At 53.5% G+C, this 16,954-nt stretch carries 8 protein-coding genes; 5 read left to right on the top strand and 3 right to left on the bottom strand.

What is annotated here, in order from left to right; genetic code table 11:
• The first annotated feature begins 1 nt into the window (after nt 1).
• The 4 genes from DWZ56_RS21720 (at nt 2) to DWZ56_RS21705 (ending at nt 6,317) form a co-directional block, all read left to right on the top strand.
• Nucleotides 2–1,072: a hypothetical protein gene (locus tag DWZ56_RS21720; protein ID WP_118558721.1), complete on the top strand. Its 1,071-nt coding sequence runs from the start codon at nt 2–4 to the stop codon at nt 1,070–1,072.
• A 122-nt stretch (nt 1,073–1,194) separates the two neighbouring features.
• Nucleotides 1,195–2,583, top strand: a complete 1,389-nt coding sequence (locus tag DWZ56_RS21715) for an ABC transporter substrate-binding protein (RefSeq protein ID WP_118558720.1) — start codon at nt 1,195–1,197, stop codon at nt 2,581–2,583.
• A 51-nt stretch (nt 2,584–2,634) separates the two neighbouring features.
• Nucleotides 2,635–3,813: a glycoside hydrolase family 130 protein gene (locus tag DWZ56_RS21710; protein ID WP_118558719.1), complete on the top strand. Its 1,179-nt coding sequence runs from the start codon at nt 2,635–2,637 to the stop codon at nt 3,811–3,813.
• Nucleotides 3,814–3,878: 65 nt separating this feature from the next.
• Nucleotides 3,879–6,317 (top strand): glycoside hydrolase, encoded by a 2,439-nt coding sequence (locus DWZ56_RS21705; protein ID WP_118558718.1) that lies wholly within the window; start codon nt 3,879–3,881, stop codon nt 6,315–6,317.
• 10 nt (nt 6,318–6,327) lie between these two features.
• Here the strand turns inward: DWZ56_RS21705 and DWZ56_RS21700 are convergent, their stop codons facing one another.
• From DWZ56_RS21700 to DWZ56_RS21690, 3 genes are all read right to left on the bottom strand, one after another.
• Entirely contained in the window at nt 6,328–8,076 is a 1,749-nt protein-coding gene (locus DWZ56_RS21700) for an ammonium transporter (RefSeq protein WP_118558717.1), read from the bottom strand.
• A 102-nt stretch (nt 8,077–8,178) separates the two neighbouring features.
• The gene (gene purF / locus DWZ56_RS21695) at nt 8,179–9,567 is read right to left on the bottom strand and encodes an amidophosphoribosyltransferase (RefSeq protein ID WP_118558716.1); all 1,389 of its coding nucleotides are present in this window, start codon (nt 9,565–9,567) and stop codon (nt 8,179–8,181) included.
• Nucleotides 9,568–9,595: 28 nt separating this feature from the next.
• Nucleotides 9,596–11,695 carry a glutamine synthetase III family protein gene (locus DWZ56_RS21690; RefSeq protein ID WP_118558715.1) on the bottom strand — a complete coding sequence of 700 codons (2,100 nt, stop codon included), beginning with the start codon at nt 11,693–11,695 and terminating at the stop codon, nt 9,596–9,598.
• A 704-nt stretch (nt 11,696–12,399) separates the two neighbouring features.
• Between DWZ56_RS21690 and gltB the strand changes: the two genes are divergently transcribed.
• Nucleotides 12,400–16,953 (top strand): glutamate synthase large subunit, encoded by a 4,554-nt coding sequence (gltB, locus tag DWZ56_RS21685; RefSeq protein WP_330424943.1) that lies wholly within the window; start codon nt 12,400–12,402, stop codon nt 16,951–16,953.
• Nucleotide 16,954 lies beyond the last annotated feature (1 nt).

The raw sequence follows: 16,954 nt of genomic DNA, 5'->3' as shown, positions 1-16,954 counted from the left end.
AATGGCTAAGAGATTTTTTGCAGAAGACAGCTTCTGGAACACGAAAATAGAAAAGGCGCCGGCGCTTCATCCGCAGTCGGACCATTATGTAAAACTGCTTGCGGGGCCCAATGGGCAGGACGGATTCCATATGAATCTGTACAATTGGACGCTTCCGATCTATGAAGTGACCAGGGATACCCCAACCGTCAACGTAGAGAAAAGGATCAAATATCATACCGGAGAGGGAAGACAGATGTATGTTCATTCCCAAAAATATGTGGAGGCAGTCGGTGAGGAAAACCACCGCATGGGACACGCGCCGGGCTTTGGCAAGGATGTCCCGATTCCGGAGGATGCGATTCCGGATAAGCAGTCCGATTCCCATATGTCGCTGGTGGATTATGAAAGAGGGCTCGCCTGGGATATGTGGGGCGCGCAGCAGAGGCCGGACGGCCAGTGGTGGTCCTGCAGCGGCATCACCTACGACCTGTACGGCAGCGGCGTATTTGATCCGGACAGCTTTCCGATTCATAACGGAGAGAGCATCCATATGTACGGCGGTTCCCATGCGGCAGGTGTTCCAAACGTCGCCGGAGTCGTGATGTACGATGAGCTGATGGAGGGAAGAATCGAGCATAAGCTGACATGGGCCTGTAAGTTCACGGCACTGCTTGAGCATATCTACCCGCCCACCGTCTGGACGGACGGCGGATATCCCAACGGTATCCCCATGGGCGTGCTGCTGCAGCTGGATCCGGACCTGGATCTGACGCAGTTCCAATTGACGGAATATGAGATGGTGCTTGCCAGGGCTCTGCAGGAATACGGGGCGGTGCCGGTGATGACGGCGGACAGCACCACGCTGTTCGGCGAAGGCTTATGGGCCAAGGAAGGCAAGTCCTGGGACGGAATACTTACGGAAGAGGGGATGATGAAGATTCCGTTTAAGCATTACCGCTTCCTTCAGTCTGGAACCAGTGTGGAAAAGGGAATGATCCCGAACCCTCATCCGGGAATCATGTCCACCTATTACCGCGCGACCGGACTGCCGGATTTTGACTACAAAGGGGATTCGGATGAACGGTGGTAACTGTGCAGGGTAATTGTGCAGGCGGTAATTGCCGCTTTTCAGCGGTGCGGTTTCAGTGGTATAATAGACTGTCAGAATAGGCCATCAGCCTGCGGCTGGTGACAGTAAAGTGGGGGAGAGATATGATGAAAAGAGCATTTGTCCTGTGTCTGGCAGTTTTAATAGCAGTGTCTGCTTTGACGGGCTGCGCTGAAACGGCGGCTACATCCGATGAGACCGTCACGGTTACGGTCTGGACAAACAATTACCATGATAAATCCTTTGTGATGGAGAAAGTGAATGAGTGGAACAGCACCGTCGGAAAGGATAAAAAGATCAGGATCGATTACCAGGTGAAAGATGATATAGAAAAGGTCCTGGAAGTGGCGCTGATTTCAGGACAGGGACCGGATATGTTTCCGATTTTGGGCGGCAGTCTGGAAAAGTATGCGACGGAAGGCTGGATCGAGGCCATAGAGGATCTGCCGGGCGGCCGGGAACTGATCGGCAGGTTTGGCGGAATGCTGTCCTACAACAAGCATATCTATGACGGCAAGACATATATCCTTCCCAACAGCTCCACTACATACGGACTGGTATATAATAAGGATATGTTTGCTGCGGCAGGGCTGGTGGACGAAGAGGGGGAGGCGAAGCCCCCGGCAACCCTGGAGGAACTGCGGGAGTGTGCCAGGATTTTGACAGATCCGGATAAAAACGAGTACGGTATCATATTTCCGGCAAAATACGGGGACTGGTTCAGCGATGATGTTATGAAGCCCGCAACCGGCAGCACCAGATGTTTTGGCTATGATCCGGTTACGGGCAGATATGATTATGGCAGCTTGGTAGATATGATGACCACACTCATGGAAATTAAGGCGGACGGAAGCTGTGTGCCGGGAGCCGACAGCCTGGACAATGATCCGGCGAGATCCAGATTTGCCGACGGGGGCATCGGAATGTATTTTTCCGCAAGCTATGACTACAGTGTATTCACCACGCAGTTTCCGGCTAAGATCCATTGGGGCGTAGCACCTTATCCGGTGTCGGATCCCGCCGATGCCAGGAAGCAGTATACCGCATATAACCGCTATATTGCCATCAATAAGGCTTCTGTGGAAAAGATAGGGGCGGCCAGGCTGATGGAAGTTTACCGGTGGTTTTACAGTGAGGAGATGATGGCGGAGGCATATGTGGAGGGCATCAATCTGCCTACGGACAAGGCTCTGGTAACGGACAATCCTATGGATAAAGACAAGATACAGTGGCAGGAATACGCTGCTCTGCTGGAAGTGAGCGCGGCCACGCCCATGCAGCAGCCCTATGACATCACCGGACTTAGGACTCCGGCAGAGATATGGGAAGAGGATATCTGGAGCGGGAAAACGGCCATCGCGGATATTCCGAAGGTCTGCGATGAAATGTCGGAAATCATGAATGAAGGCGTGCGGCGGTATCAGGAGCTTCATCCGGAGTTTGATCCGTCACAGCTCATCGTGCCGGAGTGGGAAGAGACTTCTAAAAGATAAACCAAATTCAGGTGCCGCACAGGTACTTATGAAACAAGAGGGAGAACGGACATGCTTCATGAAAGATATTATATAGAAAAAGAAAAGCAGGAAAGGCTGATTTCCAGACCCAATGTAAAATCCGATTTTTACAACGGTGTCTTTGACCGGTATGAATATCCGGTGCTGACGAGGGAACATATACCGCTGACCTGGCGTTACGATTTGAATCCGGAGACAAACCCGTTCTTTATGGAACGCCTGGGCGTCAACGCGGTCATGAATTCCGGTGCAATCGAACTGAACGGAAAATATTATCTGGTCGCCCGCATTGAAGGCAACGACCGGAAGTCCTTTTTCGGCGTGGCTGAGAGCGACAGCGGGGTGGACGGATTCCGCTTCTGGGACTATCCGATTCTCTTTGAGGATACCTGTCCGGAGGAGACCAATGTTTATGATATGCGCCTGACGAAACATGAGGACGGTTATATCTATGGCGTATTCTGTTCCGAAAGCAAGGATAAGACCGTAAGTGACCTCTCCGCGGCAGTGGCGGCGGCGGGCATTGTCCGGACCAAAAATCTGAAGGACTGGGAGCGTCTGCCCAACCTTACGACCCTTCGGTCCCCACAGCAGCGCAACGTGGTGCTGCATCCGGAATTTGTGGACGGCAGATATGCCTTTTATACCAGGCCGATGGATGACTTTATCGAGACGGGCAGCGGAAGCGGCATCGGCTTCGGGCTCTGCGAGGATATTACCAACCCTGTGGTTGATGAAGAACGGATGACCAGCCTTAGAAAATACCATACCATCACGGAAGCGAAAAACGGTGCGGGAGCCGTCCCCATAAAGACCGATATGGGGTGGATCCATATCGCTCACGGTGTGCGCAATACGGCTGCGGGTCTGCGCTATGTGATTTACGCCTTTGCCACCGATCTGAAGGAACCGTGGAAGGTGATCGCGGAACCTTCCGGTCTCCTGATCGGCCCGAGGGGAGGGGAACGTGTAGGAGATGTGAGCAATGTTGTGTTCACCAACGGGGCCATCGTCAACGAACAGGGTGAGGTGTTTATTTACTATGCCTCCTCGGATACCCGGATGCATGTGGCGGTTACCACACTGGAGAAGCTGGTGGACTATGTGTTCCACACGCCAAAAGACCCGGAACGTTCCGTGGAGTGCGTGGCTTTAAGATGTGAGTTGATTCAAAGAAATCTAAAATTTCTGGAGCGCACAGATTGCTGAAATGAATCTTCAGACACGCGCTATAGTCCAATTCAGGAAACAAATAACCGAAGAAGGAAACACCGATGAAAGAATATGAGACATTAAAGAAAAATTGGAAAATATATGTGATACATCAGACCCATACGGACATCGGATATACGGATGGGCAGGAGATCATCACGGCCCGTCAGATCGACTTTATCCGTCAGGCGGTCGAAATCAGCGAAGCGATTGCAAGCGGTGAGAAAAAGGAATGGGATGGCTTTCGCTGGGTGTGCGAAACCTTTTGGGGTGTGGAGCAGTTCTGGGAGCAGGCGGATGAGTCCTGGAGAACCAGATTTTTAAAAGCAGTGGAACGGGGAAATATCGAGGTGACCGGCAATTACCTGAATCTGTGTGAGGCTGTGGATGAGCATACGCTGCGGCATTATCTGCATAAGGCAGCGGATTTTGCCGGAGATGAAGGGATCGCTATGGATTGTGCCATGACATCGGATATCAACGGGTATTCCTGGGGATATGCGAGCCTGCTTCATGAGGCGGGCATCCGGAAGCTCTTTTCCTGCGTTCATAACCATCACGGTATGTTCCCTCTGTTTCAGAAACAGACGCCGTTTTACTGGGAGACAAAGGAAGGGGAACGCCTGCTGGTATGGAACGGAGACCACTATCAGCTGGGAAATGAGATGGGCATAGCTCCCGATGCCGTGCATTCCTATATCATCAGGGATGAATTTCAGGCAGGAGCATATATGGAAGGACAGGAGGAACTGTCAGAAAAGAGAATCTGCCGCTATTTAAAAGAGCTGGAGAGGGAAAATTATCCGTTTACTTTTGTACCGCTCAATGTGACCGGTCTCGTAACGGACAATGCGCCGCCAAATCCCAGGATCATGGAGTTCATCAACCGTTGGAACAAAAAATACGGCGGATATGTGACCATGGAAATGACGACGCTCTCCCATTTCTTTCAGGAAGTGACCAAGAGCGGTTACGGGATTCCCGTATACAGAGGCGACTGGCCGGACTGGTGGTCGGACGGAGCCGGATCTGCCAGCAGATTTACCAAGATATGCAGACAGGCCCAGAGCAAGCTGAAATCCATACTAGCGCTGGATCCTGGCCATCGGATTGTAAGCCAAAAAGAGCTGGATGAGATCTACTGGTATCTGATGCTGTATTCTGAACATACCTTCAGCTATTCCGCTTCCATGGAAGAGCCCTGGAATGAAAATGTGAATCTGATCAGCGAGCAGAAGCATGGCTATGCGGTGGAAGCCAACCGCCTCTGCAATATCGCTCTCGGGAAAATCCGAACGGCGAAGGGGGAGATTCTGCTTGGCCCTGCGAATCCGATGCATTTTAAGCTGGTGAACGGGGAGGACAGGCGCGCGGAAGGGATCTACAGGCTGGGCATCGACAGCTGGGAGCGCCCGCTCCTTGAGCGGGGATTTGCGGTACGCGATATGGAAAGCAAGGAGATCCTGCCGTCCCAGTACTTAAGAACTGCGAGAGGGGCGGATGTCTATGTCACAGCTTCGCTGGATGGCGGGAAAGAGCGCATGGTGGAAGTGATTCCGGAGTCGGATGGGCGGGGACATTCAACCGATAATTATGATATGACGGGCGTGGACGGCGTAAAGGATGTGCAGGGCCTTTTTCAGAACCCGGCTGCGGAGGTCAGAACCGGCTGTATAGAGACGGAATATCTTAGGATTCAATGGAAAGAATCGGAAGGAATCACAAGCTGGTATGATAAGACGCAGAAAAAGGAGCTGATTCTGCCGGACAGGAAGCATGCGGCTTTCCAACCGGTATATGAGGTGACCCCGCTGACCGGCAGCGATGATTACTGCAGCGTCCGAAGAAATATGGGAAGAAACCGCAAGGGGGCCGGCGTGGTGAGGACGGCCGGAAGATTTGCCGGGGCCAGAACCGCCTGTAAAGGAGAGGTATTTACGGATATAGAATTCTCCTATGAACTGCCGGGAGTCTCCTATTATGTCATGAATCTAAGAGTATTCCATCATTTTGCCCAGGCGGATGCCTCGGTCCGGATACATAAGGACAGCGTGTGGGAGCCGGAGAATCTCTATCTTTCTCTGCCCTTCGGCCTGCGGGATGGGAAATTATGGATTGAAAAGACCGGCGCCGTGCTGCGCCCGGGCGTAGACCAGCTGCCTGGAACCAATAGGGACTATTACTGCCTCCAGGCAGGGTACGGAATTTCAGGAAATGACGGATGGGTAGCCGTCAATACGGCGGACGTGCCGCTGCTTTGGACAGGGCCGCTGGAATACGGATCCCGCGTCTTAAATGATAATAGTCCCATGGATGATGCCAAGCTGTATTCCTGGATCATGAATAATTACTGGGAAACAAACTTTGACGCCGCAAGCGGCGGCTTCTATGAGTTCACCTACCGGATCAGAAGCGGCGCAGGAACGGTATCACCTGAGGAATTGATGGATCAGGTGCATCAAATGAACCGGATCACCTTAAGTTTCAGGGCAAAAGAATAATGCTGCGGCCTTAATCGGCGTTTTCAGGTGTGTCCTGAAGAGCGGCGCATCCTTCTTCACCGGTGCGGACCTTCACTACGTTTTCAATATCGTAAATGAAAAGCTTGCCGTCCCCGATCCGGCCCGTATAGAGCACACGGCGGGCTGTTTCGATCACCTGTTCCACAGGCACTTTGCTGACGACGATTTCAATCTTGATCTTGGGCAGCAGGCTCATATCCATTTCCACACCGCGGTAGTAGTGCTGTGCGCCTTTCTGCGTGCCACATCCGAGGACGTTGGTGACGGTGATGCCGGTCACGCCGATGGCGTTTAGCGCCTGCATCAAATCGTTCAGCTTGTTCTGGCGGGTGATGACGGTGATTTTTGTGAGTTTTGCAGCACCGGCAGCATTTCCTGTGCCGGGCACTCTCTCGGCAGGTGCCTGGGCGGCGCCGGAGACGTCTGTGAGCGCGGCCTTAGAGGTGGAAAGATTCGGTTCGGGAATGCTTCCTGTGTGATCATAGGTGATGAAATCCGCATAACTGCTTATAAGACCGTGTTCTTTCATATCCAGGCCCGCGATTTCCTCATCTTCGGAAACCCGCAGTCCCACGGTATGCTTGATGATCAGAAAGACGACCGTCATGGTGGCTGCAACCCAGGCGATTACAGATACTGTGCCCAGCGCCTGCACGCCCAGCAGATGAAACCCGCCGCCGGTAAAGAGACCCAGGCCATCCGTTCCCGCCCCGTCTGAGAAGAGTCCCACACAGAGGGTGCCGAGGATGCCGTTTAAGCCGTGTACGCCTACGGCGCCCACCGGATCGTCCACTTTCAGTACCTTGTCGATGAACTCGATGCCGAATACAACCGTGAGACCGGACAGAATGCCGATGATTGCGGAGGAAACAGGGGATACGGTATCGCAGCCCGCAGTGATGGCGACCAGACCTGCCAGCGTTCCGTTTAAGGTCATGGAAACATCGGGCTTTTTATAGCGGATCCAGGTGATAATCATGACGGTGCAGGTTGCGACAGCCGCGGCCAGGTTTGTCGTCACGAAAATCTTGCCTGCAGAAACGATCGCTTCTCCTTCCATGGATACGGTGGAGCAGCCGTTGAAGCCAAACCAGCAGAACCAGAGGATAAAAACGCCCAGAGCGCCCAGCGTCAGGCTGTGGCCGGGGATCGCTTTCGCCTTGCCGTCCTTTGTATATTTGCCGATACGGGGGCCCAGGATCGCTGCGCCGACAAATGCGGCGACACCGCCCACCATATGAACGGCGGCGGAACCGGCAAAATCGTGAAAGCCGAGGGCGGACAGCCATCCGCCGCCCCAGATCCAGTGCCCGGATACCGGATAGATGACCAGACTGATGATCAGGCTGTAGACGCAGTAGGCGGAAAATTTGGTGCGCTCCGCCATGGCGCCGGATACGATGGTAGCGGCGGTTGCGCAGAATACGGTCTGAAAGATCAGAAAGGCGAAGAAGGGTACGCCTTCAGGCAGCATGCCGGTTCCGTAAGTGGTTTCGCTCGCGATCCCCCGGATACTGCCAACCAGGGCACCGGAGCCTCCGAACATCAGCCCGAATCCGATAAGCCAGAACACCGGAGTCCCGATACAAAAATCCATCAGATTTTTCATGATGATGTTGCCGGCGTTTTTAGCCCGGGTGAAACCCGTTTCGACCATGGCGAACCCGGCCTGCATAAAGAATACAAGAGCGGCTCCTACCAGCACCCATATGGTGTTTACTGCTGAAAAATCACTCATACTCATTTCCTCCTTTATTTTCCAATTAATTGAAATAGAATACCGCTTGCGGCGGGCCGCTTCAGCGGAATATATAATATCTTACAGCCGTGATGCGGACATTCATACCGGATATCGGCTGTCAAAGCATGCTTTACATAACGCAAGATCCCCGGTCATCTGCTTCAGGTCTTCGATCTTCATGTAACCGAGGGAATCCGCGCCTATTTTGGCACAGATCTGGTCTGCCGTATAAGAGGCGGCAATCAGCTGATCGTTGCTGGGTACATCGGTTCCGTAGAAACAGGGATACAGAAAAGGCGGAGAGCTGATGCGCACATGGACCTCCCGGGCGCCGGCTTCCTTCAGCATGGTGATGAGTGCCGCAATCGTGGTGCCGCGGACAATGGAATCGTCGATCAGGACGAGCCGCTTATCCCTGACCACACTCTTTAGTACGCCGAGCTTCAGATGGACGGCCGACTCCCGTTCCTCCTGCGTGGGTTTGATGAAAGTTCTGCCCACATAGCTGTTTTTGTGAAATGCGTGGGCGAACGGCAGGTTTAAAGCCTGTGCATATCCCATCGCGGCCGTGAGTCCGGAGTCGGGAACCCCGGTGACCAGATCCGCGTCTGCAGGGCAGGAGGCGGCCAGCGCCCTGCCGGCGCGGATCCGCGCGTCGTATACGTTTACGGAGTCCAGCGTGGAATCCAGCCGGGCAAAATAAATGTATTCAAATATACAGTGCGCATGTTTATCCTGGACGAGGCGGCGGTCGGTCTGCACCTGGTCCCGGGTGACCGTAATGATTTCGCCGGGAGCAATATCACGGATGAAGCTGGCGCCCACCGCCGTAAGAGCGCAGCTTTCGGATGCGAGGATATAACTGCTGCCCCGTTTTCCAAGGCACAGTGGCTTTAAACCGAGGGGGTCGCGCACGCCGACCAGCTTCCTGGGACTCATGATTACCAGCGCATAGCCGCCTTTCAGCCTGCGGGCGGTCTGCAGGATCGCGTCCTCCACGCTGGCGGTCCGGGTCCTCTCCCTGGCGATGCAGCAGGCGATCACTTCAGAGTCCGTGGTGGTATGGAAGATTGCGCCGCTTTCCTGAAGCTCCTGGCGCAGCTTTGCCACATTGGTCAGATTGCCGTTGTGAGCAAGAGCCAGGGTGCCTTTCAGATATTTCAGGACCAGAGGCTGCGCATTTTCTGCGGTGCTGGCACCGGTGGTGGAATAGCGGACATGGCCGATTCCGATGTTGCCGTATAACTGTTTTAAAACGGACGGGCGGAACACCTCTCCCACAAGCCCCATATCCTTATGCCAGGAAATGTTGCCCTTTGGTCCGCCGGTATCGCAGACCGCAATGCCGCAGGCTTCCTGCCCCCTGTGCTGCAGGGCGCATAATCCGTAATAGACGGATGGGGCGGCCGCTGCGCCATCAGGATTAAAAATGCCGAATACGCCGCATTCCTCTTTCAGCTTATCGTTATCAACTATTGGACTGCACATGGCTTCGTATCATATCCTTTCCCGATGATTAAACGTAGAATAACAGTTTTTCGTAATTCGGATAAGGCAGGACGCTGTCGGGAAGATATTCTTCAGCGGCATCCGCGATATTCCTAAGCGATTCCATATCGGTGAGCACTGTTTCCTGATAGAAGAGGGCGGCATCTTTCATATCGGCCGCTGCTTCAGCCTTCGCTAGGTCGAAAGACAGTTTTTCTACCATATGGGACATCTCCTCATAATAGCAGGAAAGCTTGGTAAGAAGCTGTTCTAAAGCATCACAGGAAAATTCCTTAAGCATGCTTTTTCTGCGGCTGACAGAGGAGGCAACCTGGTCCGTATACTCCATCAGGGCAGGAAGGAATTCACGCCGCACCATGTCCAGCATGGTCTTTGCCTCGATATGGATGGTCTTGCAGTAATTTTCCAGCAGGATTTCATACCTGGAATAGATCTCCTGTTCGGTAAAAATATGATGCCCGGTAAAGAGATCCACATTTTTCTTATTTATAAAGTATGGGAGTGCATCGGGAGTGGACTTTAAGTTGTAAAGGCCGCGGCTCTGCGCTTCTTCCACCCACTCGTCCGTATAGCCGTTGCCGTTGAAGATGACCTTTTTGTGTTTGAAAATCGCACGCTTTACAAGCTCATGCACCGCCTCATCCAGCTGGTCCGCGGGGGTATCCTTCAATTCTTCATAGAACTGTCGGAGAGCTTCGGCAACCGCCGTATTCAGCACGATATTGGGCCCTGCCACGGAAATGGAGGAACCCGGCATGCGGAATTCAAACTTATTGCCGGTGAAGGCAAAGGGGGAGGTACGGTTTCTGTCGGTGTTGTCTTTGAAAAAGTGGGGAAGGACCGTAGCGCCGGTTTCCATCTGCACCCTCTGCTGCGTCCCGAAAAAGGTATCATTTTCTATGGAATGTAGGACTGCGGTCAGCTCATCGCCCAGAAAGATGGAAACAATGGCCGGCGGCGCTTCATTGGCTCCGAGCCTGTGGTCGTTTCCCGCGCTGGCTACGGAAATGCGCATCAGATCCGCATATTCGTCCACCGCCTTGATGACCGCCATCAAAAATACGAGAAACTGGATGTTTTCGGTGGGGGTACGGCCAGGATCCAGCAGGTTTGTGCCGGTATTGGTGACCATGGACCAGTTGTTATGCTTGCCGGAACCGTTGATGCCCTCAAAAGGTTTCTCGTGCAGAAGGCATACGAGTCCGTGTCTGTCAGCCACTTTCTTCATCATTTCCATGGTCAGCTGGTTATGGTCTACCGCGATGTTGGCGGTGTCAAAGACCGGAGCCAGCTCATGCTGGGCGGGAGCTACTTCATTATGCTTGGTTTTGGCCGGGATGCCCAGTTTCCAGAGCTCTTCGTCCAGATCGTGCATATAGGCGGAAACACGCGGCTTTAAGGCTCCGAAGTAGTGATCCTCCATTTCCTGCCCCTTGGGAGGCTTCGCCCCCAGCAATGTTCTGCCGGTAAAGATCAGATCTTTTCTTTTTTCGTAATCGGCCTTATCCACCAGAAAATACTCCTGTTCGGGGCCGATGGTCGCGGTGACGCCAGTCACATCTGTTTTTCCCAGCAGATGAAGGATTTTCACAGCTTCCTTATTCAGTGTTTCCATGGAACGCAGGAGCGGCGTCTTTTTATCCAGCGCTTCGCCGCTATAGGAGCAGAAAGCTGTGGGGATATACAGCGTCTTATCTTTGATAAACGCGGGGGAGGTAGGGTCCCAGGCGGTGTAGCCTCTGGCCTCAAAGGTGGCCCTTAAGCCGCCGGAAGGAAAGCTGGAGGCATCCGGCTCCCCCTTTACCAGCTCTTTGCCGGAGAAATCCATGATAACCTGCCCGTCACCGGTAGGTGAGATAAAGCTGTCATGCTTTTCTGCGGTGAAGCCGGTCATTGGCTGGAACCAATGTGTATAGTGAGTCGCGCCGTTTTCAACGGCCCATTCCTTCATGGCCACTGCCACAGAGTTTGCCACATCCAGTTCCAGATGCGTGTTGTTCTCGATCGTTTTTTTAAGCGCCTTATAAATATCCATTGGAAGCTTGTCGCGCATCACACGGTCATTGAAAACCAGGCTGCCATAGAGTTCAGGAATTCCTTTTGCCATAAATATCTCTCCTTTCTCCTGTCACCAGCCGGAGGCTGATGACCTACGCACACGTCAGTGTGCTTCCTCTTTCTCCTGTCACCAGCCGGAGGCTGATGACCTACGCACACGTCAGTGTGCTTCTTCTATCAGATTGAAGAACCTGCAAAAAAATAGCGCTCTGGAAGAAAATCTTCCAAAGCGCCTTTGCTTTACGGTTTGCATCATACACCCGCTTTTTTTGTGTGTCAAGAAAAATTTGAAAAAAATTTAGTCCTGCATAAATTTCAAAGCCGTCTTTCTTTCTGCCATACGCGGACAGCTTACGGGTTACTGCTCACGGCTGCCGATAAAGCAGCACATAGCGGGGCAGAGTATAGTCCCCATAGGGATCCCTTGAAGCCCGCACAAGGAAGCGCACTGATGTGCGCGCAGGTCATCAACCTGGCGGTTGGTGACGATCTGCGCGCTTCACGGAGCGAGAGCGGGTCCCAATGAGGACCATACCCTGCCCTCTCATATGCGGGAATTTTTCGGTAACTGTGAACAGTAACGTTTCCGACAGCCGTGAACAACAATTTTAAAATAAGTCTTTACAAATCCGGATGAATGGTTTATATTAAAACGCATAAAAAAACACCTATGACAATGGCGTCAAAGGGCTTGCGGGAGCGGGCTTCTTTGGCGCCTTTTTTCAATTATTAACTCTGCGGGAGGGCGAAGAGATGGCGATGAATCGGGAACGGATGCAGCAGGGGCTTTACGATCCGGTATTTGAGCATGATAACTGCGGAATCGGGGCGGTTGTACATATAAAGGGAAGGAAGAGCCATCAGATCGTGGCGGACGCCCTGACGATTGTGGAAAATCTGGAACACCGCGCGGGTAAGGATGCGGAGGGCAAAACCGGAGACGGTGTCGGTATTCTGACTCAGATTTCCCACCGCTTTTTCGCAAAAGCATGCAGGGAATGCGGGATTGAGATCGGCGGGGAGAGAGAATACGGGATCGGCATGTTTTTCTTTCCGCAGAGTGAACTCAAACGCAGCCGGGCAAAGAAAATGTTTGAGATCATTGTGGAGAAAGAGGGCATGGAGTTTCTGGGCTGGAGAGATGTGCCCGTACAGCCCGGAGTGCTGGGCCACAAGGCCAGAGAATGCATGCCCGTGATCTGCCAGGGCTTTGTGAAAAAGCCGGAGCATATACAAAAGGGACTGGATTTTGACCGGCGGCTCTATGTGGTGCGGCGCGTATTTGAACAGAGCAACGACAATACCTATGTGCCGTCCCTGTCCAGCAGGACCATCGTATATAAAGGAATGTTTCTGGTTGGACAGCTGCGCACCTTTTTTACAGATCTGCAGGAGACGGATTACGACTCCGCTATTGCCATCGTGCATTCCCGTTTTTCTACCAATACAAATCCCAGCTGGGAACGGGCCCATCCGAACCGGTTTATCGTACATAACGGCGAAATCAACACCATCCGGGGAAATGCGGATAAAATGCTGGCCAGGGAAGAGACCATGCGCGCGCTGCATTTTTCTGCGGATGACCTGACGAAAGTGCTGCCTGTAGTGAATACAGGCGGTTCAGACTCCGCCATGCTGGACAATACACTGGAATTTCTGGCGATGAGCGGCATGGAGCTGCCTCTGGCCGCGATGGTTGCCATACCGGAGCCATGGGCGAATAATGATACCATCTCCCAGGAGGTGCGTGATTTTTATCAGTATTATGCCACCATGATGGAGCCCTGGGACGGTCCGGCGTCCATCCTTTTTTCAGACGGAGATGTGATGGGGGCGGTGCTGGACAGAAACGGACTGCGTCCGTCCCGCTACTATATTACGGATGACGGACGGCTGATCCTCTCATCGGAGGTGGGCGTACTGGAGATTTTGCCGGAACACATCCTGAAAAAAGAAAGGCTGCATCCGGGGAAAATGCTGCTGGTGGATACACAAAAGGGAGAGGTGCTAAGCGATGAAGAACTGAAGGAGCACTACGCCCATAAAGAGCCCTATGGGGAATGGCTGGACAGCAATCTGATTTCCCTTAGGGAGCTTAAGATACCGAATGAAAAAATTCCTTCCTATAGCAGGGAGGAGAGAGCCAGGCTGCAGAAGGCATTTGGCTATACATACGAAGAGTACCGGGAGAGCATCTGTTCCATGGCTCTTAACGGCACGGAGCAGATCGGCGCCATGGGCGCGGATACGCCGCTGGCGGTCCTGTCCAAAGAGTATCAGCCGCTGTTTTCCTATTTTAAACAGATGTTTGCACAGGTGACAAACCCGCCGATCGACGCGGTGAGGGAAAAAATCGTAACCTCCACAAGCGTTTATGTGGGCAAGAACGGGAATCTGCTGGAAGAAAAACCGGAGAACTGCCAGGTGCTGAAAATCAACAATCCCATTCTGACGGATTTGGACCTGTTAAAGATCAAGGGAATGAAAAAGGCAGGATTTCAGGTGGTCAGCGTGCCGATTATCTTCTATAAGAGCACGCCGATGGACCGGGTTTTAGAGCATTTGTTCGTGGAAGTGGATAAGGCTTATCGAAAAGGCGCCAATATCCTGATCCTGTCCGACCGGGGAGTGGATGAAAACCATGTGGCCATCCCCTCGCTGCTGGCGGTTTCCGCGGTTCATAAGCATCTGGTGAAAACCAGGAAATGTACGGCGCTGTCCCTGATTCTGGAGTCCGGCGAGCCCAGAGAGGTGCATGATTTTGCGGCGCTTTTGGGATACGGCGCCTGCGCAGTCAACCCGTATCTGGCCCATGCCGCCATTGCGGAATTGGTGGATGACGGGCTGTTAAATAAGGACTATTATGCCGCAGTGGAGGATTATGACCGCGCGGTACTGCAGGGAATTGTGAAGATAGCCTCCAAAATGGGCATTTCCACCATTCAGTCCTACCAGGGAAGCCAGATCTTTGAGGCGCTGGGCATAGCACAGGAGGTCATAGACTTATACTTTACCGGAACGGTGAGCAGGGTGGGCGGCATCACGCTTAAGGATATTGCGGCCAGAACCGATGCGCAGCATTCCAAGGCATTTGACCCGCTGGGACTTGATACGGATCTGACGCTCTCTTCCATGGGACGCCATAAAATGCGCAGCCAGGGGGAAGAGCACCGCTACAATCCGCAGACAATCCATCTGCTGCAGCAGTCGGTCAGGGAAGGCAGTTATGAAAGGTTCTGCGAGTATACAGAGTGTGCGGATCGGGAAAATACAGGCTATCTGCGCAGCCTCATGGACTTCTGCTATCCCGGGAAAGGGGTGCCGATCGAAGAGGTGGAGAGCGTGGAATCCATTGTAAAGCGGTTTAAGACGGGCGCCATGTCCTATGGCTCTATTTCCGAGGAAGCGCATGAGACGCTGGCGATAGCCATGAACCGCCTGCACGGTAAGTCCAACAGCGGAGAGGGCGGTGAGAGTGAGGAGAGGCTTAAGTCCGCGGGGACGGACTGCGACAGAAGCTCCGCCATCAAGCAGGTGGCCAGCGGGCGGTTCGGCGTGACCAGCCGGTATCTGGTGAGCGCGAAGGAAATACAGATCAAGATGGCTCAGGGGGCTAAGCCGGGAGAGGGAGGCCACCTTCCTGCAAAAAAGGTCTACCCCTGGATCGCGAAAACGCGGCATTCCACCCCCGGCGTGAGCCTGATTTCACCGCCGCCCCATCATGATATCTATTCCATAGAGGATCTGGCCCAACTGATTTACGATTTGAAAAATGCGAACAAATATGCCAGAATATCCGTGAAACTCGTGTCGGAGGCCGGAGTGGGCACCGTTGCGGCGGGCGTGGCAAAGGCGGGAGCGCAGGTCATTTTGATTTCCGGCTATGACGGCGGCACCGGCGCGGCTCCCATCAGTTCCATCCACAATGCGGGCCTGCCCTGGGAACTGGGTCTTTCGGAAACACATCAGACGCTCCTTAAGAACGGGCTGCGCAACCGGGTGATCATAGAGACCGACGGTAAGCTGATGAGCGGCCGGGATGTGGCGGTCGCGGCGCTTCTGGGGGCCGAGGAATTCGGATTTGCGACGGCGCCGCTGGTGGCGCTTGGCTGTGTGATGATGCGCGTCTGCAATCTGGATACGTGTCCTATGGGCATAGCCACCCAGAATCCGAAGCTTCGGGAGCGCTTTGCCGGAAAACCGGAATATGTCATGAATTTTATGATCTTCATCGCGCGGCAGCTGCGTGAATATATGGCGAAGCTGGGCGTGCGCACCGTGGAGGAGATGGTGGGGCGTACGGACCTGCTAAGGATAAGAGAGGACCTTTCGGAGCTGGAGGCAAAGGTGGATTTAAGCCGTATCCTGCTTGGCGGCAGGGCTGCGGGTCGAAAAGAATCCGTGTTTGATCCGGCCTGCGTGTATGATTTCAAGCTGGAACAGACGAAGGATGAAACGGTGCTACTGCGGAATAAGGAGATCCTTCAGGCAGTGGATCAGGGAAAAAAGGTGTCCTGCCGGGTGAAGCTGACCAACACGGACCGCACTTTCGGCACGCTGCTGGGTGCGGAGGTGACAAGACGGCATCCGGATGGACTGCCGGAGGACACCGTCAAGGTCCTGTGCGAAGGGGCGGGCGGACAGAGCTTCGGTGCGTTTCTGCCGAAGGGCATCACTCTTTCGCTGTGCGGCGACAGCAACGACTATTTTGGAAAGGGGCTCTCCGGCGGCAAACTGGCGCTGCATGCGCCCGAAAAGGCCGGGTTTGTGCCGGAGGACAATATTATCGCCGGAAATGTGGCGCTGTATGGGGCTACCGGCGGTGAGGCCTATATCGCGGGTGTGGCAGGAGAACGCTTCTGCGTGAGAAATTCCGGCGCAACGGCCGTCGTGGAAGGCGTAGGCGAACACGGCTGTGAATATATGACCGGAGGCCGTGTAGCGGTGCTGGGATCTGCCGGGAAGAATTTCGCGGCGGGCATGAGCGGCGGCATCGCCTATGTTCTGGATGAAAAAAACTGCCTGTATAAAAATCTGAACAAAGAGATGGTGCTCATGGAAAAAGTGGAAACCCAATATGACCGGGACGAATTGCGATCCATGATCGAAGCACATGTGGCGAATACCGGATCCCGTAAAGGAAAAGAGATCCTGGCGCAGTTTGAAAAATACCTGCCTGCATTTAAGAAAATCATCCCGGCCGATTATAAACGTCTGCTCCAGCTGTCCTCACAGTTTGAGGAGCAGGGCATGGACAGACAGGAAGCACAGACAGAAGCCTTCTATGCGGCTTTGGGCGGAAAGTGAG

The organism is Lachnotalea sp. AF33-28 (genome assembly GCF_003477885.1).
Taxonomy (GTDB): domain Bacteria; phylum Bacillota; class Clostridia; order Lachnospirales; family Lachnospiraceae; genus AF33-28.
This window is presented reverse-complemented; position numbering and strand designations above follow the sequence as displayed.